Annotated in this window: 16 protein-coding genes and 3 pseudogenes; 9 read left to right on the plus strand and 10 right to left on the minus strand. The window is 71.4% G+C overall.

Translation table 11 applies throughout. The features are described 5' to 3' along the window. The 3 genes from ACFU7Y_RS17555 to ACFU7Y_RS17565 form a co-directional block, all read right to left on the minus strand. Positions 1-586, minus strand: a 586-nt coding sequence (locus ACFU7Y_RS17555; RefSeq protein WP_380768630.1) for a PolC-type DNA polymerase III, incomplete at its 3' end; no start/stop codon positions are given. Positions 587-1056: 470 nt separating this feature from the next. After that, entirely contained in the window at positions 1057-1644 is a 588-nt protein-coding gene (locus tag ACFU7Y_RS17560) for an aminotransferase class I/II-fold pyridoxal phosphate-dependent enzyme (protein WP_380768632.1), read from the minus strand. Continuing rightward, the gene (locus tag ACFU7Y_RS17565; protein ID WP_224277627.1) at positions 1637-2389 is read right to left on the minus strand and encodes a hypothetical protein; all 753 of its coding nucleotides are present in this window, start codon (positions 2387-2389) and stop codon (positions 1637-1639) included. Before ACFU7Y_RS17565 ends, ACFU7Y_RS17560 begins: the two co-directional genes overlap by 8 nt. 233 nt (positions 2390-2622) lie before the next feature. Between ACFU7Y_RS17565 and ACFU7Y_RS17570 the strand changes: the two genes are divergently transcribed. Next, on the plus strand, positions 2623-2826 hold the full coding sequence (locus ACFU7Y_RS17570; RefSeq protein ID WP_380768634.1) for an EF-hand domain-containing protein: 204 nt from the start codon (positions 2623-2625) through the stop codon (positions 2824-2826). Between the two features lie 51 nt (positions 2827-2877). Here ACFU7Y_RS17570 and ACFU7Y_RS17575 read toward each other — a convergent pair whose 3' ends face one another. Then, positions 2878-3720, minus strand: a complete 843-nt coding sequence (locus tag ACFU7Y_RS17575; RefSeq protein WP_380768636.1) for a transposase family protein — start codon at positions 3718-3720, stop codon at positions 2878-2880. Positions 3721-4069: 349 nt separating this feature from the next. Between ACFU7Y_RS17575 and ACFU7Y_RS17580 the strand changes: the two genes are divergently transcribed. Beyond that, on the plus strand, positions 4070-4768 hold the full coding sequence (locus tag ACFU7Y_RS17580; RefSeq protein ID WP_224277633.1) for an SDR family oxidoreductase: 699 nt from the start codon (positions 4070-4072) through the stop codon (positions 4766-4768). A gap of 156 nt (positions 4769-4924) precedes the next feature. Here the strand turns inward: ACFU7Y_RS17580 and ACFU7Y_RS17585 are convergent. Then, a pseudogene (locus ACFU7Y_RS17585) lies at positions 4925-5209 on the minus strand (alpha-hydroxy-acid oxidizing protein); the annotation flags it as partial. 52 nt (positions 5210-5261) lie between these two features. Between ACFU7Y_RS17585 and ACFU7Y_RS17590 the strand changes: the two are divergent. Both ACFU7Y_RS17590 and ACFU7Y_RS17595 read left to right on the plus strand, forming a co-directional pair. Continuing rightward, positions 5262-5837, plus strand: coding sequence for a hypothetical protein (locus ACFU7Y_RS17590; protein ID WP_380768638.1), 576 nt, complete (start codon positions 5262-5264; stop codon positions 5835-5837). A 159-nt stretch (positions 5838-5996) separates the two neighbouring features. Further along, a pseudogene (locus ACFU7Y_RS17595) lies at positions 5997-6215 on the plus strand (IS1182 family transposase); the annotation flags it as partial. A 1-nt stretch (position 6216) separates the two neighbouring features. Here the strand turns inward: ACFU7Y_RS17595 and ACFU7Y_RS17600 are convergent. The 5 genes and pseudogenes from ACFU7Y_RS17600 to ACFU7Y_RS17620 form a co-directional block, all read right to left on the minus strand. Next, positions 6217-6363: pseudogene (locus ACFU7Y_RS17600) on the minus strand (transposase); the annotation flags it as partial. 161 nt (positions 6364-6524) lie between these two features. After that, a complete protein-coding gene (locus ACFU7Y_RS17605) occupies positions 6525-7442 on the minus strand; it encodes a DUF6891 domain-containing protein (protein WP_380768640.1) in 918 nt (305 codons plus the stop codon). A 121-nt stretch (positions 7443-7563) separates the two neighbouring features. Beyond that, entirely contained in the window at positions 7564-10392 is a 2829-nt protein-coding gene (locus ACFU7Y_RS17610; RefSeq protein WP_380768642.1) for a M48 family metallopeptidase, read from the minus strand. Between the two features lie 25 nt (positions 10393-10417). Then, positions 10418-10978, minus strand: a complete 561-nt coding sequence (locus ACFU7Y_RS17615) for a hypothetical protein (protein WP_224285089.1) — start codon at positions 10976-10978, stop codon at positions 10418-10420. Next, complete coding sequence (locus tag ACFU7Y_RS17620) at positions 10956-13028, minus strand: serine/threonine protein kinase (RefSeq protein WP_380768644.1); 2073 nt, start codon at positions 13026-13028, stop codon at positions 10956-10958. The genes ACFU7Y_RS17615 and ACFU7Y_RS17620 overlap by 23 nt, the downstream gene beginning before the upstream one ends. A gap of 712 nt (positions 13029-13740) precedes the next feature. On the opposite strand from ACFU7Y_RS17620, the gene amrS reads away from it, so the two are divergent. The 5 genes from amrS (at position 13741) to ACFU7Y_RS17645 (ending at position 19558) form a co-directional block, all read left to right on the plus strand. Further along, positions 13741-15174, plus strand: a complete 1434-nt coding sequence (amrS, locus tag ACFU7Y_RS17625; protein ID WP_224276401.1) for an AmmeMemoRadiSam system radical SAM enzyme — start codon at positions 13741-13743, stop codon at positions 15172-15174. Between the two features lie 32 nt (positions 15175-15206). Then, positions 15207-16712, plus strand: a complete 1506-nt coding sequence (locus ACFU7Y_RS17630) for a radical SAM protein (RefSeq protein ID WP_380768646.1) — start codon at positions 15207-15209, stop codon at positions 16710-16712. A 65-nt stretch (positions 16713-16777) separates the two neighbouring features. Next, the gene (locus tag ACFU7Y_RS17635) at positions 16778-18076 is read left to right on the plus strand and encodes a coproporphyrinogen-III oxidase family protein (protein ID WP_380768647.1); all 1299 of its coding nucleotides are present in this window, start codon (positions 16778-16780) and stop codon (positions 18074-18076) included. A gap of 109 nt (positions 18077-18185) precedes the next feature. Continuing rightward, entirely contained in the window at positions 18186-18818 is a 633-nt protein-coding gene (locus ACFU7Y_RS17640) for a LysE/ArgO family amino acid transporter (RefSeq protein ID WP_380768649.1), read from the plus strand. A 59-nt stretch (positions 18819-18877) separates the two neighbouring features. After that, on the plus strand, positions 18878-19558 hold the full coding sequence (locus ACFU7Y_RS17645) for a YitT family protein (protein WP_380768651.1): 681 nt from the start codon (positions 18878-18880) through the stop codon (positions 19556-19558). Positions 19559-20704: the final 1146 nt, after the last annotated feature.

A 20704-nucleotide genomic window follows, 5' to 3' on the forward strand; every position in this document is an offset into this window, starting at 1 on the left:
GCCGGGTGCGCCACCGGCCGGTGGCGCACCCTTGAGTGAGCAGCCTGGCCAGGAGCTGGGCGGTGACTTCGACGTCGGGCATCGCGCGGTGCCGGTTGGCCGGCTTGGCGATGCCGTAGTGGCCGAGGAGGGTGTCCAGGCCGTACGAGCCGAGCCCGGGGGCGACCGCCTTGGCGAGGCGGATCGTGTCGAGCAGCGGCGTTGCGGCCAGGACGGGGCAGTGCATGCCTTGGTGGGCGATCATCCCGGCCTCGGTGGAGGCGTGGTGGGCCACCAGCCGGTACGGCGGCCGGGTGAGGTTGGCGTCGAGTCGGGTCATCACCTCGGCGGCCGGGGCCGCGTCGGCGAGCAGGGCTGCGGTGATGCCGGTCCGCGCGGTGTCGAGCGGGGTGACGGGGACGTCGGCGGGCGGGCGGATCAGGGACTCGAACCGGTCGGCCTCCACCAGGCGGCCGCCGTCGGCTCGCAGCGCGAGGGCGGCGACCTCGATCGGCTCGGCCGGGCGCCCGGAGGGGGTGAGTCCTTCGAAGTCGATGACGACGAACGCCGTGTCGGCGAAGCGCGGGTCCCGCATCAGCTGTTCCACGAGGCGTCCTCCTGTCGGATCGTCAACGTCAGCTGTTTGGTGTCCTGTTCGGTGTCGTGCGCGGTGAGCGGGACGGCCGGCAGGGTGTCCACCGTAGCGCGCGCGGGGGAGGCCGCCGCTGGCGTAGCCGGAGCAGGCCGGGTGGAGGCGCGCGGCGGTGAGGCGGTGCGTGCCGGTGCTGTTGGGGGCGCCGAAACGGGCGAGGGGGGCGGAGAACTCCCGCGGCTTGGGCAGGGTCAGGCGCCACAGCGCGCTGTAGCCGTTGGGCCTCTCGCCGTCGGCTGCCGTGAGCGGAGCCAGCCCCGGGGTGCCGTCGACGGCGCGGTGGAGGGCGGCGGCCTGGCGGCGGCGCAGAGCGAGGGCTTCGGGGAAGCCGGCGAGGTGGTGGCGGGCGAGTGCGGCGAGCGGTTCGGCGAGGCGGCGGTTGACGCCGAGACGGCTTCCGGCCGGGGCGCCGGGGGCGGGGTCTGTCAGTGGGTGCGGTGGGCGGTGGCCCGGTCGGCGAGGAGGTAGCCGCCGTCCCTGCAGGCGATGATCTTGCCGTCCTTGAGGGAGAAGCAGCCGATGTCGCCGATGGTGCCGGCGTGGCGGCCCAGGGTGGCGGCGCCCTGGGCCTGGCAGGCGTCCCCGATCAGCCGCAGCCCTGCGGTGCGGGTGTGGACGGCCAGGCCGTGGATGCCGTCGGTGCGGTCGGCCAGGTGCACGGCGAGGACGGCCTTGGTGTCCGGACCGGTCTTCGCCGCGAGGTCGGCCAGGTTTACGCCGCGGCCGTCGGGAGCGGCCTCGACGAACACGGGGTGGGCCCCGACGGCGGCGACGGCGGCGACCGTCATGACGACGGTGACGGCGGGCAGCAGGGCCACGTCGCCCGCGCCGATGCTGCAGGCGGCCAGCGCGGTGGTGATCGCCGCGGTGCCGGAGGAGACGGCGACGGCCCGGCGGGTGCCGAATGCGGCGGCCAGGTCCGCCTCCAGCGCCGCCGTCTCCCGGTATCCGGTCGGGTCGGGCATACGGGCGACGGCCGCGGCCATCGCCCGGTGGCCGGTGTTCTCAGGCACGGGAAGCCTCCTGCCCGGTGGGTGCGAGGACGGGGAAGCCGGTGAGCGGCCACAGGTTGACGCAGTCCACGGAGAACAGCGCGCAGTCGCTGCCGCAGCCGGGCGGGACCTGGAAAAGCTCCCGGGCGGTAGCGCCCTTGATGCTGCGGTGCCGCTCCGGCGGGGTGGCGGCGATCGTCAATCCGGAGGGGCAGTCCCACACCGTGCCGTCCGGCTGCACGAAGTACAGGGTGTCGCTGCCGAAGCAGCCCGGCACGAGGTCGGTCGGCCTGGCGACCGCGGAGGCGACTTGGCCGGCGTAGGCGTGCTCGGGCAGCACCGGCGGCGGACCGGCGGCGTACAGCTCGTCGAACCGGGCGGTCAGCTCGGGCAGCAGGTCGGCGGTCAGGGACAGTTCGGCGGACAGGCGGTGGCCGGCATCAAGGGCGATCGGCTGCGGAACGGCGTAGTCGCAGCCCAGGCCTGCGGCGAGTTCGGGCATGGCGACGATGTCGGCGAGGTTGAGGCGGGTGATGACGTTGTAGATCCCGTCCTTGGGCCGGGGCGCGGGCCCGCGGGCCTCGATCAGCGCGCCGATGCCGCGGACGACGGCCTCCCAGCCGTCGCTGTCTCGGCGCGGTGGTCGCCACTGGTCGTTGCGGATGGGGACGGCGCTGTCCAGCGACACCGACACGGCGTCGACGCCGAGCTCGACCAGCGCTTCGCGGATCTCGGGCCGGTTCAGCGCGACGCCGCTGGTGCACACCACCACGGGCCTGCCGGCCCTGTCCTGGGCGGCCGGGTCGAGGTCCTTCGCGGCGGCGGCAAGCCGTCGCGGGAGTAGTACTGTAGCTCGAAGCGGCGGTTGCCTGACATTGCCCGAACGGCCCTGTCGTGCGATCAGCACAACAGGGCTGTTCGGCTTTTCTATCCCATGGCCTCGCGAATTTTCCGCCTATGCTTCGGAGCGCCAGAATTTTCCGAGGCAGAGGAGCAGAAATGAGCGACAGGGACAGCGTCCGGCGCCAGTTCGACGAGATCGACACCGATCACGACGGCTACATCGCCTCCGACGAGTTCAAGGCATTCCTCCAGAAGAACCCCAAGGTCAGCGACGCCAACGCCCGCGCGGCCTTCGACTTTGCCGACGAGAACGGCGACGAACAGATCAGCTTCGAGGAATTCTCCAGGTTCATCCGATAATTCATCGGACAATCAGCCTGAGGCGGTTTACTGATCGGCGGGTGAACCGCCTCAGGCTTTCAGCGGCGAAGTCGGTACACCGGGTGCCACCGGCTCCGCCAGGCCGTCCGCGACCAGGCCGTCCGGGTTGTGGACGATCACCGTAATTGGCTCTGTCGTGGATCTTGTGATGCCGATCAGCGAGGCGGATAGAGTTGCCCCGCAGGCTGAGAGGGGTGACGGTGAGCTCGACAGGGGCGGTGGGTGGTCGGCGTCATCCCTGACGCGGAGGCTCGGGAACTTCCGGACCGTTACGTCCATTTCTGGATGGCCCTTCAGCCATGCGGCCGGCGGTTCGGCATCCCGGCCAGGCAGCACGTCCGCCGGGCGCCGCCTCTCCAGGTCCACCAGGATCGTGGCGTACGAGTCGCCCTTCCGCAGCGCGAAATCGTCGACACCGAGCACGCGGATTGGCATGACGGGTTCTTCCGGCGCGGTGCGGACCAGACGTAACAGGGTGTCCTTGGCCACGCGCAGGCCCAGCATCCCGGCCAGACGGACACCCGCGCGACCGGCCGGCGCGAGGGCGATCGAGGTCAACTGCTCACGAACCAGTGGCGTGTAGCGGGCATGCGGGCTCGTCAGCCCCGCGATCTGCTCAGCGAAAGTCACCGCCCGGCACCCCGGGTTCCGGCACGTGAACCGCCGTACCAGCAACTCGATCACCACATTGGCACCACCGACAGCGGCATCCGCGAGCCGTCGCATGTACCGGCCGTGCACCCGGTCCGAGGCACTACCGCAGTGCGGACAGTCCGCACCCGCCGAGCGGGCCCGCGCATGCAACGTGACAACCCCGGTCGTAGCTTGATCCACCAACTCCACCAGGACACCGGCCAGATGAGGGAACAGCACCTCGAAACTCCGCGAAGAACACGCGAGACATGATCACAGCCAACCGCTGGTTCCTCGCGTACTCCTCTCCGTCATGCTTGCCGGACCAGGAGCGTGAGCGCAGCCCGGGCCCTGCGCGCCGCGCAGGGCCCAACATGGGGGTCGGCAGCGCGGGTTCGGCCACTTCGTACGGCATCGCGGCCGGTCAGCGATGGCGTGCCGGCTCGGCGGGAAGATCGCTGGGTATAGTGCAGGCGTTTCGGGGAACCGGCGACCCGGAGTCGGCCGACCTCACGCGCCACCTCGCGTTCATCGGCATCCGGGACCCTGGCGGAGCCCCGATGACCCATATCGCTGAGGAGGCCGTCCCATGGAACCCGTCACGCTCATCACCGGTGGCTCGACCGGAATAGGCGCCGCCACCGCCCGCGCCCTGCTCAAGCAGGGCCACCGCGTGGCCGTCACCGGACGTGACGCAGACAAGCTGGCCGCCTTCGCCGCTTCGGCCGGAGCGGGCGAGCGGCTGCTGACGATCACCGGCGACACCAGCGACGCGCACGACGTCGCCTCCGCCGTGCGCCGCGTGGTGGACGCGTGGGGCCGACTGGACAACGTCATCGCCAACGCCGGTTTCTCACTGCCCGGCAACCTGGAGAGCCACGCCCCCGAGGACATGCGCGCCATGGTCCTCACCAACGTCCTGGGCCCGGCCCTGCTGGTGCGGGAGACCCTGCCGCACCTCAGGGAGTCCAAGGGCCGGATCGTGATCATCGGTTCGGTCGCCGGGGTGCGCAACACGCCTGGCAACCTGTACTCGGTCACCAAGTGGGCCGCGCACGCGCTGGCCGAGAATACCCGGCTGCTGGTCGGCAAGGACGGAGTCGGCGTGACCGTCGTCGCCCCCGGGGTGGTGGACACCCCGTTCTGGGACGAGCGCGGCGGCACCCCCGAGGCGGCGCCGACGATGACCGCCGAGCAGATCGCGGACACGATCGTCTTCGCCGTCAACCAGCCCGCGGGCGTGGACATCAACCACATCACCATGCGGCCGACCGGGCAGCTCGGCTGACGCCGCGCTCCCAACGACCGTACGACAAGACGCCTTGGGCCCCCGCCGCATACCACGCGGTGCAGGCCGAAGGCGCCTTCGGGCGTCCGGGTGGACGCGCGGCGTCAGGGGGAGAAGTGGGCGCCCCCCGGGAAGGACCACCCCGGACCGCTCGAAGTCGGCCACGGTGGGCGCCCCCATCAGGGCCATGACCTCCTCGAACTCACCCATGAGCAGCCGCAGGACGTCCGCGACGCCCTCCGCGCCGGAGTGGACGAGCTCCCACAGGGCCGGGCGTCCGACCATCACCGCGTCCGCGCCCAGGCACAGGGTCTTGGCGATGTCGACGCCGTGCCGAACCCCGCCGTCGAGGACGACCGCGCACTGCCCGGCGACGGCGTCCACGATCTCGGGGAGGGCGTCGGGGGCACCGCGGGAGAAGTCCAGGTGGCGGCCGCCGTGGTTAGAGACGACTGGGAGTGTGGGTCAGTAACGGGCAGTTGATCGGGCGCCCGTGATCGCGGTGTTCTGCGCGGTCGGCGTGCTCGTCGGGGTTCTCATGGCGCGCGGCTGGGGAACGGCCTGGCAGCGCAAGGCGCTGCTGGCCTACGGATGGCTGTCCGCCTGCGTGCTGACCTTCCTGGTTCCCGACTACTCACTGCTCGGTCTGCTGGTGTTCTCGCCACTGCTGCTGGTGTTCGCCGTCACCGGTGTGCCGGGGCACCAGACCATGGGCGACATCCTGTACTGGCACCGCGGGAATCTGGTCATCGTCTTCGTCGGCGGTCTGCTCTGGGCGGCGATGACGCTGGCGTACCAGCGGCGCACCAGCGGGCAGTGCGTGCGGTGCGGGCGCGGCGCCGGGGCCGCCGCGCCGTGGACCGAGGCGGCCACCGCGCTGCGCTGGGGGCGCTGGGCGGTGTGGACGGCAGTGATCTCGACCCTTCCCTACGACGCCGTGGCGGGTGCCGGTACTGCGGACAGGGGCAGCACTTGCCCACGCCATGACAGGTGGCAACCCCAGCACCCGCTGTCTCGGGAAACGATCTCTAGCCGGCTGCCAACCCGCCCTGCTCACCGCCACTCGTGAACGCCCGTCCGCAGTGGCCGTCCCCCTCATCTGCTGAACCATTGCACCCCCGCTCGGCTACGGTCCAGCGGGGGTGCTTCTCGTCCCCGGAGCGGGCGACCTGCGTGCGGATCGTGATCATTCATCCGAGATGATCCCGGTATGCGTGATCAGGAGTGGCTGTTCGAGGCCGAGCCGGTCGAGCCAGAGCAACCGCGGGCGCGTGGGGTCGGGGCGGGTAAGAAGTTCCGGGCGGTTGACCCGGGCCAGGTGCTGTTCTTGCCGCCGTCGCTGAACGACTGGCTGCCCGAGGACCACCTGACCCGGTTCGTCGCCGACCTGGTCGACGAGGTGTTCGACCTGTTCCCGGTCCTGGCCGATTGCACCGAGAAGCGCGGGTCGCATTCACGACCTCCCGCAGATCACAGGACCCCGGATCCCCGGTAGCCGACCGTGCCACCCTGCCCTGCTTCCAGGCCGTGATCATCGGCTCGATCAACGCCCACTGCTCATCCGATAAGTCGCTCGGATGCGCCCGTCTGTCCATGAGCCACAGAACATCGCCCGAGCCCCGACTGGCACGCCAGTGCGGCCGACGTTCACACGAACGAGCGATCACGAACCGAGAGAAAAGGGACTTAACGTCCTCTCGGGTAGCCGTCACCCTCGCCTCACTCCTCAGGTGGGCGCGATCTTTGACGCCGGTTCCTAGCCGACCAGGCGGCGGCGCCAGTCGAGCGGGGTGACGGTGATGGCCCGGCCGGGGTCATGATCCCACTCGGCGGGGAGGCCGACTGCTTCGAGGGCAGCCACGACCTCGTGGCCGATGGCTGCAGTGGTCTCGGACGAGCCGTCGAAGCCGCCGTAGAGGAGCATCAGTCCGTGGCCGGCTGCGGCGGAGTCCGTGCACTGGGTGTGGAAGTAAACGAAGCCGCGGGCGTCGGGCCCGCCTTCGCCGCCGATCTCGGACTGGCCGCAGCTACGGCAACAGGTGAAGTTCTCGCGGGCGGTGATGCCGGCGTCCTGCAGGGCGGTGAACGCGCGGGTGAGCCGCTCAGGGCCGGTCTCGCCCTGCCATTCGGCCTGCTCCGCGACCCGCTCCACCCACAACCGGTCGGCCAGCGCCTCCGCCTGCTCGCGCGAGACGGGCCGGCGGTCCCTGGTGACCAGGAACTCCTCAGCAAGCTCCGCCAGTTCGGCGCGGGAGGCGTAACCGCCTACGAGCACCTCGCGGACGCGCTTCTCCAACTCCACGCGCTCGCCTTCGTCGAGGTCGAGCGGCGGTACGTCACGGGCGGGGCCCATGTCCAGCAGCGACCAAGCCAGACCACTGTCCCATCCGGCCTCCTGGCGGGCCCAGCCGGTCATCGCCGCAATCACGACCTCAGGCCCGTCGGTCATCGCCTGGAAGTGCCGGTCGGCGGCACCGTCGCGGTACTCCAGCGTGTAGTCACCACCGGCCTTGTGCCAGACCTGGGCGAAGATGTCAGGCAGGTCGGGTATGCGCTGGACCACCAGGAACAGGTCACCGTCACCACCGATTCGCCGGACCAACCCAGCCAGCTCCTCGGCGGACACACGGACGTGCCGCTCCCGGTTCTCCGTCTTCACCGCGATCTCGAGCATGCGCAGACTCTGACACGCCCCTCTGACTGCAGACCTCCCGGGACCCGCGACGCAACTGCTGCTGCGACAGCTCGACCAGCCGTGTTCCTGGTGGTCGTTGGCCGAGGTTTGACGACAGTTCCTAGGGCAGCAGGAGTTGCTGGGTCGGTCCGGAGAGGCTGAGCAGGTGCTCGATGATGGCCGCCACCGGGTCCGGCTGCGGGTCGAGGGCGGTGAAGAACCGGTCGATCTCCGTTGGGCCGGCCGGGGGCGGCGCGTCGAGGCAGTGTCGCGCCTGGGTGCGGGTGTGGGCCAGGGCAGCCGTCCAGGCGGCCTGCTCCGCGGCGACCGGGACGGGGAAGTAGGCGTCGGCCCGGTCGGCCGCGTCGAGCAGCTCCGTGCAGGCGCGCCGCAGCGCTGCCGCGTCCACCCCGCCGTCGGGGCCGACACTGCGGTCGGCGGCGGCGAGGGCGTACTCGTACTGCTGCATGATGCTGCGTCCCCCGAAGTAGCCCCAGGCCCACACCTGCAGACCGGCGGTCAGACTGTCCACCGGTCTGCGCTGCACTTCGGTGACGAGCGGGTCCGCGCCGGAGCCGACCGCGCCGGAGCCGGTGCCTCCGGGCACGGTGTAGCCGACCAGGCCGATTCCGAGCAGGACCAGGCAGCCGACGGTGGAGCAAGTACGCTGTAAGAGGCGGTACTTGGGGCCTGGCCCGGCCTTCGGGCGACGGGAAGCGGCAGGGGCCCGACGGCGGAACAGCGCAGCGGCGGCGGCGACCGGGAGCGCCGCCACGATGCTCGCCATCGCCGCCACGGCGAGGAACTGGGGCAGGAAGAAGGCGAGCAGCTGCCGGCCGTTCCCGACGGGGAAACCGCAGGAGGCCCGCACCGTCTCCAACCCGGGCACACAGCCGTCGGTCGCGTTCACGGCGAGCAGGACGGTCAGGCCGACGGCCGTCGCCGTGCCCGCACCGACGGCCGCCGCCGCACCGCTGCCCCGGCCCAGCAGCGCCGCGGCCACCGCCGCGAGGACCGCACCGCACAGCAGCAGCACGAAGAGCCAGCCGCTGTAGATCGTCAGGGTCGGAACGAACACCTGCTGGTCCCGCCAGATCCACACATGGGCCCGGTACGTGAGGACGAGGGCCCCGGCGCCGACGGCCGCGCCGCACAGCAGACCCGGCAGGACGCCGGAGGCGCGGGCGCGTACCCCGCCGAGCAGCGGGATGGCCAGCGGGACGAGCCACAGCCCGACGGTCAGCCAGACGGTCCACCGAAAGAGGGCCAGGATGACGACGATCAGCGTGAGGTTGGCGATGACCTCCGAGGTGGTCGAGGGCGCCAACTGCTCCGAGGGCTCGAAACCGGCGTTCAGGAACGAGAGGGCGGTGGCGGAGGAGTACGGCATCCCGGCGGCGAAGGAGGTCCCGGCCGACTGCCACCAGCCGTACCACCAGGCGAAGGCCGCAGCGGCGACGGAGACGGTGGCCGCCCCGGCCGCCGACCGCCGCAGCCCGGGCCGCAGACCGGCGGAGAGCGCCGCGCAGCCCGCCGTCCACCAGAGCACGGCGGCGGGCACCAGCACCGGCAGCAGGAGCAGGAGCGCCTCGGGGAAGCGGGGTGCCCAGTCCAGCCCGAGGAACTGGTTGCAGACCAGCTCGCCCAGCAGGTTGCCGGCCCCGAACCAGAGCCCCGCCCGCAGACCGGACGAGCGGACGGCCTCCGGTGGGCCGTGGACCACGCTGCGCCGGACGGAGCCGGCTGCCACGGCGGCGGCCAGCACGGCCGCCGGCCAGACCCCGGGGTTGCCCGGCCCGGTCGGCAGATAGGTGTTGAGGCCGGGGGTGAAGGTGAGCAGATAGCCGAGGACCACGACCGACACCCCGGTCAGCACCAGCTGCGGCGGCCGGACCGCGACCGGCGCGGAGGCGTCGGCCAGCGCGGCGACCCGGGCCTCCCAGGAGGGGTGGGTCCGCAGCAGCGCCCGCACGGCCCGCACCGCCCGCACTGCCGGGCGCACCGCCGCCGGGCCCCGGCGCTGCTCGGCGGTCCGGCGATGTCGCTGCGCCGTCCAGTAGGCCGGGTCGGCGCCGTGCGCGACGGCGTCGAGATCGGCGTGGATCTCGCGGGCCCGCAGCAACTCGGCGGTGGTGAGGTGCATCAGCACCACCATGACCGCCGCCAGGGCCAGGTCCCGGGCCAGCGGCGCCGGCGGGGGCGAGTGGAAGGTGGGCGCGAGGACGGCGGGCAGCAACTCCCGTCCGACGACCACCACGAAGGGGAGGACCACGCAGACGAGGAACACCCGCCAGAGCGCGATGGTCAGGTAGGTCAGGTCGACGTCCCGGTTGCGGAGGTGGGCGTACTCGTGGAGCAGCGTCGCCTCGAAGGCCCGGCGGTCCGTCCGGTACAGCGTCACCAGGCCCAGGTCCAGGCGGAGGCTGTACCGTCCGAACCGTCCGAGGGCGACGGCGTTCGCGGTGAACGGCGTCGCCTGGTCCACCGTGAACGCGGGTGTTCGCGGGAGCCCGCAGCGGGTCGCGAGCGCGGTCAGCCAGTCGGTGAGCTCGGCGTGGTCGAGCGGGACGGTCCGGACCCGGTGCTGCTTCCAGCGCGGGATCAGCAGGTGGACCACGACCGCGAGGACCAGGACCACCGCGGTGGCGAGCAGTGGCAGCCCCAGCAGCTTCCACCGGCCCACGTGGGTGTCGAGGCACCAGCGGTAGGCCGGATCGCTCAGCGGCAGGTAGTTGGCCAGGCTGGTGTGGTTCGGGTCGGCGCCGGCCGCCAGCGCGCAGCCCGCGGTGGTGTTGCGCGGGTCGGTCACCAGGAGCAGCAGGTCCGAGAGCATGGCCAGCGAACCGGCGGTGAACACGCCGGCCAGCAGCACGAAGCGCCGGGTCGTCCCCGCTCCGGGCCGGGGGAAGGGGAGCCGGGCGCTCCGACGCCCTGGTCCTGCCTCGGTCATCCGCTTCCCCGGCCGCTCCGCCGGGTCATCCCTCGCCCTCGGCGCTCCGCTCCGGTCCTTCCGCGGCGTGCGGCAGGAGCGCGAGCCGCCGCACCACGCCGTCGGCGATCCGCTCGGCCTGCTCGGGGGTCAGGCCGGTCTGCCGGGTCGCCTCCAGCACGCACTGTTCCACCGAGGCCAACTGTTCCTGGGCGAGGGCGGGAACGGTGATGGGCACCGGGGTCCGGCGGCGGCGGAAGAGGCCGCGGCGGGCGAGCCCGGACCGGCTCGTCCGTTCCGCCACCGCGTCGACGACCCGCCGGACGGACTCGTCCACGGCGATCCAGACGGCGGGCGTCAGCAGGACGCCGATCTCCTCCAGCCCGAAGCCCAACGGCTCGCCCCGGGTGGGCCGGGAGCTGAGGCGCTCCAGCGCCGTCTCGGGGTCGAGCCCGTGCAGCGACTCGGCCAGCGGCAGCTCCGCCGGGGCGAGTCGGGCGATCACCGCGGTGACGATGGCGTCCCGCAGGTCCCCGGTCGGCGGCGCCGGGAGGGCAACGGTGGCCGGCGGCTCCGGCTGGGGCTCAGCCGAGGGACTGGAGTTCATTCTGCTCCTTGGCGACCAACTGGTCGACGGCGGTGGGGTCGAGAGGGTGGACAACAAGGTCGATCCGGTATGCGTAGTCCCAGAACTCGGAGTGACCGGAGGCGTTCGCGTCGGCCTGGTTCTCGGCGGAGGCCTGGTCGAAGAGCGGGCCACCGGCCGGGTTGTTGCAGGTGAGCTTCCCGCTCAGGCTCGTCCCGGTCAGCTGGTAGGGCTGCAGGCCGCTGCGGCACCCGCCGGCCTCCCGGCCGCCGGTGGTGATGGAGCCCACCGTCAGCTCGATGTACACCTTGTCCAGGAGGTACGCCGCCGAGGAGGCGTTGTAGACGGGGCCGGAGAAGGCGACGTTCACCAGGCAACCCGTGTGACTGCAGACGACGTTGCTCGCGCCGTCGTTCTGCTGCAGGATCTGGACCGAGCCGCCGGTCGTGGCGGTGGCGAGCTCCTTGGTGTACTGCACGACCTTGCCGTACAGGCCGGTGGCGTCGGTGACCGGAGTGAGGTCGATGCCGAGCGAGTTGGTGAGCGGCGTGTGGGCCTCCAGCGACCTCGGCTGCCGGCTCGACGGGTCCTTCGCCATCGCCTTCAGCCCGGCCATCGCCGTGACCGGGTTCGGCGGTTCCCAACGGAGCACCCGGTAGGGGGCGTTCTTCGTGACGTACAGATAGCCCTGGACGGTGTCGGCCCGCCAGGCCGGCTGCCCGGCCACGGTGACGGCGGCGGCGGCCTGGTCGCCGACCACCGGGAAGCGGGGCTGCTGGTCGAGGGCCGTGCTCAGCGTCGCGGCGAGCTTCGCGGGCGTCGCGTACGTCGCGAGCATCGGGCCCATGTTCTTCTCGTCGTTGCCCGGGTCGTAGATCCAGCCCTTCAGCTGGGCGTCGTTCCGGTAGCTCAGGTAGTCGCGCCCGGCGACCGTCACCAGGTCCTGGGCCACCTTGTCTGAGAAGTCCGCGCTCTCGCCCACGGTGCCGTACCGCTCCGCCGTGGCCGTCACGGTGACGTCGTAGTAGCCGGTGTACTGGTCGTGGTCCTGGTAGCGCACCCCCGGCGTCCGGGCGAGCGCGGCCAGTGCCTGGGTGAAGGGCTCGCTCACCTCCTGCTTCGGGCCGTCCCCGTCCGGCAGCACCAGGACGACGGTCAGGGCGGCCAGCAGGGCGAGGACGACCGCGCCCGCCACCGCGAGCCGGTTCCGCCGACGCCGCCACCACGGCCCGGGCCCGGCAGGCGCGGGGCCCGACAGTGGGTGGGCGGCGGCCGTCGCCCCGGCCGCGTCGGCGAGCAGGCGCGCGCCCCGCTCCGGCCACTGCGGGCCGTGGACCGCGGCGGCGGCCGCCGCCAGCTCCGTCAGGAAGGACCGGGCATCGGGGTACCGGACCTCCGGCGCCTCGGCCAGGGCCCGTGCCACCACCCGGCGCACCGGCTCGGGCAGGTTCTCGGGCGGTGCTGCGGCGGGTGCGGGGCGCCGACCGGTCAGGCACTCGACGAACACCAGTGCGGCGGAGTACCCGTCGAAGGCGGGCGAGGCGGGCGCGCCGAGTCGCAACTCGGGGGCGCGGTACGCCGCGTCCGGCTCCGCCGGATCGGCGGGCGGGCGGCCGGTGTTGAGCAGCCGGCAGTGCCCGGTGAGGTCCACCAGGACGTCGCTCGGCCGGTACCTCCCGTGCGGCACGCCCTGCTCGTGGGCGGCGGCCAGCCCGAGCAGTGAGTCGCGCAGCACCGCGAGCGCGGCCTCGGGCGGGAGCGGACGGACGGCCAGGAGCACCTGCAGACTCGCGCCCTCCACCGCGGCCATGACCACGGCGCCGCCCGTGCCGTCCGGTGAGGGGAGCAGCTGGTCGATCCGGACCAGGTTCGGGTGCCGCAGCGCGGTGCCGCCGGCGGGCGGCGCGAGGGAGTACTTGATCACGGCGAGTTCACCGGAGGCGTCCGAGCGGACCAGCGCGACCCGGTTCCGACCGGAACCGAGTGGCCGGATCTCCGTCCACCCCGGTACCCGCCATCCGGGCACCGGCTGACCCGACGACGACCGGTCCTGGTCCGAACCCTCCGGCATGCCCGCTCCCCGAATCGGCGGCATTTCGTGGCCACTCAGCGTAGGGCTGACGGAACTCCGTTGTACATGGGGTGGAGTTGACGATCAATCAGATCCGATGAGAGCCGCTGGGGCCGGTGCGGGACGAGCGGTGGCTGCGGCAGGCGAACCGTTCTGTGACAGCTGGTTATTCCCCTGGGGAGCGGCAATTTTCGGCCACCTTCGACGACGTGCGGCCCGGGCCGCGCCGCCGCCCGGATCGGCCTCCGCCGACGCTCGGCCGGGGAATCCACTGGCCACGCGTCAGATCGCCGGAAGTGAGGCTGGCCTAACCCGCGCTGCGACCGGATCGAAGGGCGCTGTCCACTTCGGGGTACCGGCCGGATCCGGTGCTCCGTCGGCTCCTTGACAGGTGCTCGCCGATCCGGTGAAGCTCATCGCGGTAACCGGCACGATTCCCATTGTTCTCCCCCTCCACTTCGGCCCTTTCCGCGAGGCGATCCCCCGGCGGTGCCTTCGTCCGGGGGAGAGTGGGAGATGAGGGCGGGCGCAGGCTCCCCGTCGGTCCGGACCATCGATCCGACCGTCGAATCCGGAGTCGCATCCGGAGCCGAATTCCGTACCACGGCGCCGGAATCCCGGATCCCCCGACGGCGTCGCACCGGTCGGCCCGCCCCCCGAGGACCCGTGCGCCAACCCGTCGCCTCCGTACCACCGCACGGAAGGAACAGCCATGTCGCAGAGGACCTGGGACAACCAACCGCGCCCGGCCCGGCTGGAGGAGCGCCTGGACGACGACGTCGTCCGATGTCATCTCAGCCCCCGGAACTGCCGGATACGCCCCGGCCAGCACGGATTCTGCATGGTCCGGGCCAACCGGGACGGCCGTCTGGTGACCCTGAACTACGGGCGCTCCGTCCACGCCACCGAGGAGACCATCGAGACCGAGGCGGTGTTCCACTACGCGCCCGGCGCCCGGATCCTCTCCATGGGCAACGTCGGCTGCATGCTGAACTGCGACTACTGCCACAACTGGAAGACGTCGCAGGCGCGCCACGTGGAGGACAAGGACGTCTACCACTACACGCCCGAGGAAGTCGTGGACATCGCCGTCCGGCACGGCATCAAGGTCATCTCCTGGACCTACAACGACCCGGTGGTGTGGCACGAGTTCGTGGTCGAGACGGCGGCCCTCGCCAAGGCGGCCGGAATCGTCAACCTCTACAAGTCCGCGTTCTTCATCAGCGGCGAGGCGATCGAGGAACTGATCCCGGTCATCGACATCTTCTCGGTGTCGATCAAGTCCCTGGACCCGAAGTACTACCGGAAGATCACCAAGGGGTGGCTGGAACCGGTCCTGGAGGGCACCGAGCAGGTGTTCCGGGCCGGCAAGCACGTCGAGGTCTCCACGCTGATGGTCACCGACCTCAGCGACGACGAGACGACCGCCCGGGAGATGGCGACCTTCGTCGGCGAGCGGCTCAGCCCCGACGTGCCCACGCACTTCGTGCGCTTCCACCCGGACTACAAGATGACCGACACCATCCGCACCCCGGTCGACCGGCTGGAACGGGCCCGCAAGATCGCCCTGGACATGGGGCTGAACCACGTCTACCTGGGGAACGTGTACGACACCGAGTCGACCAACACCTGGTGCCACCGGTGCGGCCAGCTCCAGATCACCCGGTACGGCCTCAACGCCGACCTGGTCGGCCTGGACGGGGACGGCGCCTGCGTCGGGTGCGGTGCCCGCGCTCCGATCGTCCTGCTGCCCGACGCCCGGTCGCGGACCCGGGTGCCGGAACTCCCCGCCGAGGGCCTGGACCTGGCCCGCTTCGACTGGCATGGCGACGTCCGCGCCCTGCACGTCCAGGTGCGCAACACCTCCGACGCGCCGGTGCGGGCCTACCACCGCCGCTACGGCGACCCGGCCGCGGAGCAGTCGTGGCAGGTCATCGACCTGGCCCCGCAGGAGAGCTTCCGGTACATCGCCGCCAAGAGCACGGCGGGCGAGGTCGGCGTCCAGGTGGCCGTCCCCTCGCAGTGCACCTCCAGCCTCCACCAGGTCTTCGACCGCGCCCACTTCCCGACCGTGGAGGCCTCCGCCGGGACGCTGAACGAGGACGTCTCGCCGCTGCCCCTCTTCCAGCCCCGCACCAGGTCATGACCGGCCCCGCGCACGCGACGGAACAGGGTGCGATGCGGCATGGAACCGACTACCGCGTCCTGCCGTTCAGCGACGACACCTCGGCCGTCCTGATCACCGGGAGCCACCGGCTGCTGCTCGCCCCGGCGGACACCGCCGAGCGGTTGGCGGCCGGCGTGGAGAACCTGCTGCCCGACGAGCGACGGGCGTGGGAGAGGCTGCAGGCCGGCGCCGAATCCGGTTGCGAGGCCAACCGCGTCCGCCTCCGGGAGGGCACGCTGTCGGACGGCGCCGACTTCGCGGTCAACGTCAACCTGACGAACGTGTGCAACCTCGCCTGCACCTACTGCTTCGCCGAGGGCGGCGACTACGGCCGCATCACCGAGGCCATGGGCGAGCACTCGATCGCCTGGATCTTCGACTTCATCGACCGCTACGCCGCGCCCGGGCAGCGGGTCCGCTTCGAGTTCTTCGGCGGGGAGCCGCTGGCCAACTTCGAGGTGATCCGCAGGATCTGCGAGCGCGCCCGCGACCTCACCGCACGCACGGGCACCGAGTTCGTCCACCGGATCTCGACCAACCTCACCCTGATGCCCCAGGGCATCGAGGAGCTCTTCCGGGACTACGGCTTCATCGTCTCGGTCTCGATCGACGGCGGCCGCGAGGTCCAGGACGCCAACCGCCCGTCCAAGAACGGGAAGGGGTCCTACGACCGGATCATCCGCAACCTGTTCCGGCTGCGCGAGGCCTGCGGCGACGACGTCACCCTGGTCGCGCGGATGACCATCGCGACCGCGGAGCCCAGCCTCACCGACAACGTGCTCGACCTCTGGAACCTCGACCTCTTCGACTACTTCCAGATCTATCCGGGCGTCTACCCCGTGGACCAGGGCACCACGGTGCCCATCGCCCTCACCCTGGGGGAGCGCAAGCTCTCCGAGCCCAAGGGCATCCAGTACATCAACCACTTCCTCCAGCCCGGCATCGTGGAGCAGTTCAAGGACTTCCTGGTGCACTACCCGCGGCTGTTCGCCGCTGACAACCGGTTCAAGGGCGTGCTGGAGTACGAGCGCACGGTACAGATGATCACCGAGGGGTCGGCGGCGCTGGCGTTCTGCTCGGGCGGCCGGACGTACTACACCCACTCCCCCGACGGCAGCATCAGCCCCTGCCACCGCCTGGTCGGCGACCAGGGCTTCGACGTGGGCACCGGGGCCGAGGGCCTCACCCGGGACCACCCCGAGTGGCGGCGCACCGTCGACGAGCACCGGGTGTGCGGGGCCTGCTGGGCCCGCTACCTGTGCGGCGGGGGCTGCCGGCAGGAGAACCACGTGGCGTCCGGCGACGTGAACGAGCTCAACACCGAGTCCTGCCAGTACCAGCTGATGCTCGCCGAAGAGGTCGTCAAGATGCTGGCGAGGTCCGCCGCCGACTACCGCGAGCGATCGCGGACGCGCTACGACGACCTCTTCGTCTCCTGCGGACGCCCAGTGGTCCCCAACGACCGGCCGGCCCTCGACGAGGCCGCCGATGTCCGACCGTTCCAGGTCCTCTGCTGACGGGCTCCGGCCCCGGATCCGTCACCCACCACGCCAGGCCGGCCCCGACGAAGGAGCGACCGCAGATGGCCGAGAAGATCATCCGGCGGAACATCCACACCTATCCGTTCAAATACCGGCACCACGAGTACGACGAGTACTTCCGCCCCGAGAACGCGGTGCTGTACCTGCACGTCCCGTTCTGCATCACCAAGTGCGGATTCTGCGACTACACGGTCTACATCAACCGGAACGAGCAGCACTTCGCCCAGTACGTCGACGCGCTGGAGCGCGAGGTCCGCGCGTTCGCCGCCAATCGCGCCTTCCCCGCGTTCCGGGTCGACGCGGTGTACTTCGGCGGCGGCACGCCGGGCATCCTCACCGGCGACCAGACGGCACGGCTGCTGGACGTCTGCCGGGAGTCTTTCGCATTCAACGAAGGCGCGGAGATCGGCCTGGAATTCGACCCCTCGACGGTCGACGAGGCCAAGATCGCGCGCATGCGGGAGGCCGGGTTCACCCGGCTCAGCGTCGGCGTCCAGGCCTTCGACGACCGGCTGCTGGCGATCTGCAACCGCTCGCACGACCGCGCCACCGCGGAACGGGCCTTCCGCACCGTCGTCGACGGCGGATTCACCCACACCAACATCGACCTGATCTTCCCGCTCCCGGACCAGTCCGTGGACGACTGGAAGCGCAGCGTGGACCGCGCCATCGAACTCGAACCGGCCTGCATCACGGCCTACGGCCTGGAGATCTGGCCGAAGACGGCGTTCCACTCGCTCATCACGTCCGGCAAGATGGCGCTCCCCACGGCCCAGGACGAGCGGCGCATGTACGAGTACGCCATCGACGCCCTGGAGGCGGCGGGGTTCGTCCGGCGCAGCTCGACCGGCTACTTCCACCCCGACCGCTGCGCCGACTACTCGCGCTTCCTGGAGTACTACTGGCGGACCTGGCCCATGATCGGATTCGGCGTCTCGTCGAAGAGCGTGATCCACGACCGGCTGTTCGTCAACGTCAAGCCGCTGAAAAAGTACTACGAGATGGTGGAAGGCGGTCAGATCCCGCTGGATTTCGCCACCTACCTCACCAAGGAACAGGAGATGCGCCGCGTCATGATCCGCGGCCTCAAGATGTGCGAGGTCAACCGGCCGGATTTCCGGCAACGGTTCGGCGTCACCATGGAGACGGTCTTCGGACCGGAAATCGAACAGCTCATCGACAAGGGCTGGCTGGAGCCGCGCGGTACGGACGTGTACGCCCTGACTAGGCTCGGCCAGTTGTTGTCGACCAATGTGTACGAGCTGTTCTACGCGCCCGAAGACCTGAGCCCGGCCGAAGGCGATGAGGTACGGTTCGGCATATCGGAACTCGTCGAATGACCTGATCGGCGGGTGTTGTGACGAGAGGGCAGAGCGAATTGTCGCGCACGTGCTCGCACCAGGACTTAGGTCGGATCGGAATGACCCCGGGGACCTGCGGGGACGGACGGTGAACATCCTCCCCGCGTGGTTCGCCGGGCTCAGCCTCGGCTTCCTGGTCGCTCTGCCCCTCGGCCCCATCGGCCTGCTGTGCGTGCGCAGCGTCCTGCGCGACGGCTTCCCGACCGGCTGGGCGATCGGCCTGGGCGCGGCACTGGTGGACGTCACCTACGCCGGCCTGGGCCTGGCCGGAGTCGGCAGGCTGCTGGACGTCCCGGCGCTGCGGACGGCTCTGGGCCTGGCCGGGGCGGCGGTGCTGGTGTACATCGGCGCGCGCTCGCTGCGTTCCGCCTTCCAGGTCAGGACCGCCGCCGAGGACGAGCGGAACCCGGAGGCGGTCCGCCCGCTGACGGCGTTCCGTACCGCGCTGGCGGCCACCGCCTCCAACCCGGCGACGATCGGCTACTGGGCCGCCGCCTTCGCCGCGGCCACGGCGGCGAACGTCACCGGGACGCTGCCCGCCTCGGTCTCCATGCTCGTCGGCGTCGGCTGCGGCACGCTGCTGTGGTTCACCCTGCTGAGCACCGGCGTGCTGGTGTTCCGCCGACGGTTCAGCGCCCGGCTGCTGAAGGGAGTCGACCTGGTCGCCGGGGTCGGCGTCATTCTCTTCGGCGGTTTCCTCGCCTACCAGTCGCTCGCCTGAACCCGCGCCCCGCCTCCGGGGTGATCGCGGGCCGGGCGCCCGCTCCCCTGGAGGAACCCATGACCACCCGCCATCCCCTCGGCACCGCACCGGACGGGCACCCGCGCCGGCTGGGCGAGTTACTGCCCCGGGCCCTGGTGTACCTGGCCGGCTGCCTGGTCTTCTCGCTGGGCGCCCACTGCTTCATCCAGTCGAACCTGGGCACCGATCCGCTCGACGTCTTCTCGCTCGGGGTGCTCAGACACCTGCCGCTCACCATCGGGATCTGCCAGGCGGCCGTCGCGGTGGTGTGCATCGGGGTGTGGGCGCTGTGGAACCGCAAGCGCCCGGTGGTCTCGCCCTTCGTGACCTTCTTCCTGTGCGGCAGCCTGATCGACCTCTTCCAATGGCTGCGGCCGGTGGCCTGGTTGGGGCTGCGGAGCTACCCGCTGATGCTGCTCGGCGCGCTGCTGTGCGCGTACGCGTCGGCGCTGATCATCATGAGCGGCTTCGGGATCCGCGCCATCGACCTGCTGGCGATCACCATCCGGCACCGCCGGACCTGGCCCTTCTGGTGCGCGAAGGGACTGATCGAGGGCGTGCTGCTGCTCTCCGGATGGCTGCTGGGCGGGCCGGTGGGCGTGGGCACGGTGGCCTTCCTGGTCTTCGTGGACCTGCTCATCGAACCCTTCGTACGGTTCAACCGGCGCTTCCTCGACATCGCGGACCACGGCTTCGCGGTCGCCCTGGCGGCGCCCTGAGCCGGGCGGCACCACCAACGAACCGGCCCCCGCTGGCAGTTGCCCGCGAGGGCCGGGTTCGCGTTCGCTGCCGGGATCAGGCCTGAGCGCCGGTGCGGCGGTTGCGGACCAGGGCGGTCGCGCTGCCGCCGACCAGCAACAGGCATTGCAGGTCGAACCCCTGGTCATCGCTTGATGAGCGGGTCTAGCATTCCCGGCACGGCGGCCCCACCACGGCACCACCGGGCCACCGAGCAGAGCAGCTGCGCCACGCCCCCGGCGCGGCTGGCCTCCCGTCGGCCGGGCCCTCACGGAACGCACCCCCGTCATTCCCCGGGCCCGGCCGCCTGCGCCCGGAGCCGGTCAGCGTCAGCCGATCAGGTGAACCCCGCCGTCACCGCCCGCCGAGGTGTCGGAACCGGCCGGGTGGCAGGCCGCGATGTCGGGGTAGATGCACACGTACCCGCGGGGGCACGCGACCCTCTCCAGAGGCTGTGTGGCGGCCGGTTCGAATGCGACCGAGGGTGGCCAGGGCGGGGGAGGGGCCGGTGAGCGCCGCGGCCAGGGCCACGACCGTGCCGGTGAACGCCAACGTCGTACGAGCACGCATGGTGGGCATCTGCTGTTCCCTTCGGTGGCTCTGCGTGCGGCGGAGTGATGCTGTGTCGGCGGGGCGGAGCAGGTCAAGCGCGACCACCGGCGCCTGCTGCACTGCATCCAGGAGGTCGAGACAGCCTCCGAGGAGGCCTGGTACACGCCCCCGTACGGCGACGGTCACCACCGCGCCCTGCCGGTCGTGGCCACCACCTTGCCGATGCTGCGCCGGTTCGGTGCCGGCCCGGCGATCTGGGCCCGGTTCGGCCGGGGCGGCTGGCACACCCTCACCGAGGCGCTCGACAACCCGGACGGCGACCGGCTGCTCGCCGTCGAGCAGGCCGAGGCCGATCGGGCCCGCCGGGCGCGGGATGGGAGCGACGCCGTCCGGCCTGCGCCCCCTGTTCGGCGAAGTTCACGGACGAGCGGTGGGCCGAGGAGGAACGGGGCTGGAACGACGACGGACTGTGTGCCGACTGCCGCCAGGCCGTTGCCGAAGCCGCGGTGGCCGAGGCGAAGCGGCGCGGCCCCTGGTGGCGCCGTTCCTGACGTTGCCTTACCCCGGCGCAGGTC

The sequence above is a fragment of the Kitasatospora sp. NPDC057542 genome, assembly GCF_042801945.1.
Classification (GTDB): Bacteria; Actinomycetota; Actinomycetes; order Streptomycetales; family Streptomycetaceae; genus Kitasatospora.

What these genes read in the sequence shown, in the direction of transcription:
- ACFU7Y_RS17630 (WP_380768646.1), top strand. Translation starts at nt 15,207, where the DNA reads ATGCGGCATGGAACCGACTACCGCGTCCTGCCGTTCAGCGACGACACC.
- ACFU7Y_RS17635 (WP_380768647.1), top strand. Translation starts at nt 16,778, where the DNA reads ATGGCCGAGAAGATCATCCGGCGGAACATCCACACCTATCCGTTCAAA.
- ACFU7Y_RS17605 (WP_380768640.1), bottom strand. Translation starts at nt 7,442, where the DNA reads ATGCTCGAGATCGCGGTGAAGACGGAGAACCGGGAGCGGCACGTCCGT.
- ACFU7Y_RS17615 (WP_224285089.1), bottom strand. Translation starts at nt 10,978, where the DNA reads ATGAACTCCAGTCCCTCGGCTGAGCCCCAGCCGGAGCCGCCGGCCACC.
- ACFU7Y_RS17580 (WP_224277633.1), top strand. Translation starts at nt 4,070, where the DNA reads ATGGAACCCGTCACGCTCATCACCGGTGGCTCGACCGGAATAGGCGCC.
- amrS (WP_224276401.1), top strand. Translation starts at nt 13,741, where the DNA reads ATGTCGCAGAGGACCTGGGACAACCAACCGCGCCCGGCCCGGCTGGAG.
- ACFU7Y_RS17645 (WP_380768651.1), top strand. Translation starts at nt 18,878, where the DNA reads ATGACCACCCGCCATCCCCTCGGCACCGCACCGGACGGGCACCCGCGC.
- ACFU7Y_RS17570 (WP_380768634.1), top strand. Translation starts at nt 2,623, where the DNA reads ATGAGCGACAGGGACAGCGTCCGGCGCCAGTTCGACGAGATCGACACC.
- ACFU7Y_RS17620 (WP_380768644.1), bottom strand. Translation starts at nt 13,028, where the DNA reads ATGCCGGAGGGTTCGGACCAGGACCGGTCGTCGTCGGGTCAGCCGGTG.
- ACFU7Y_RS17610 (WP_380768642.1), bottom strand. Translation starts at nt 10,392, where the DNA reads ATGACCGAGGCAGGACCAGGGCGTCGGAGCGCCCGGCTCCCCTTCCCC.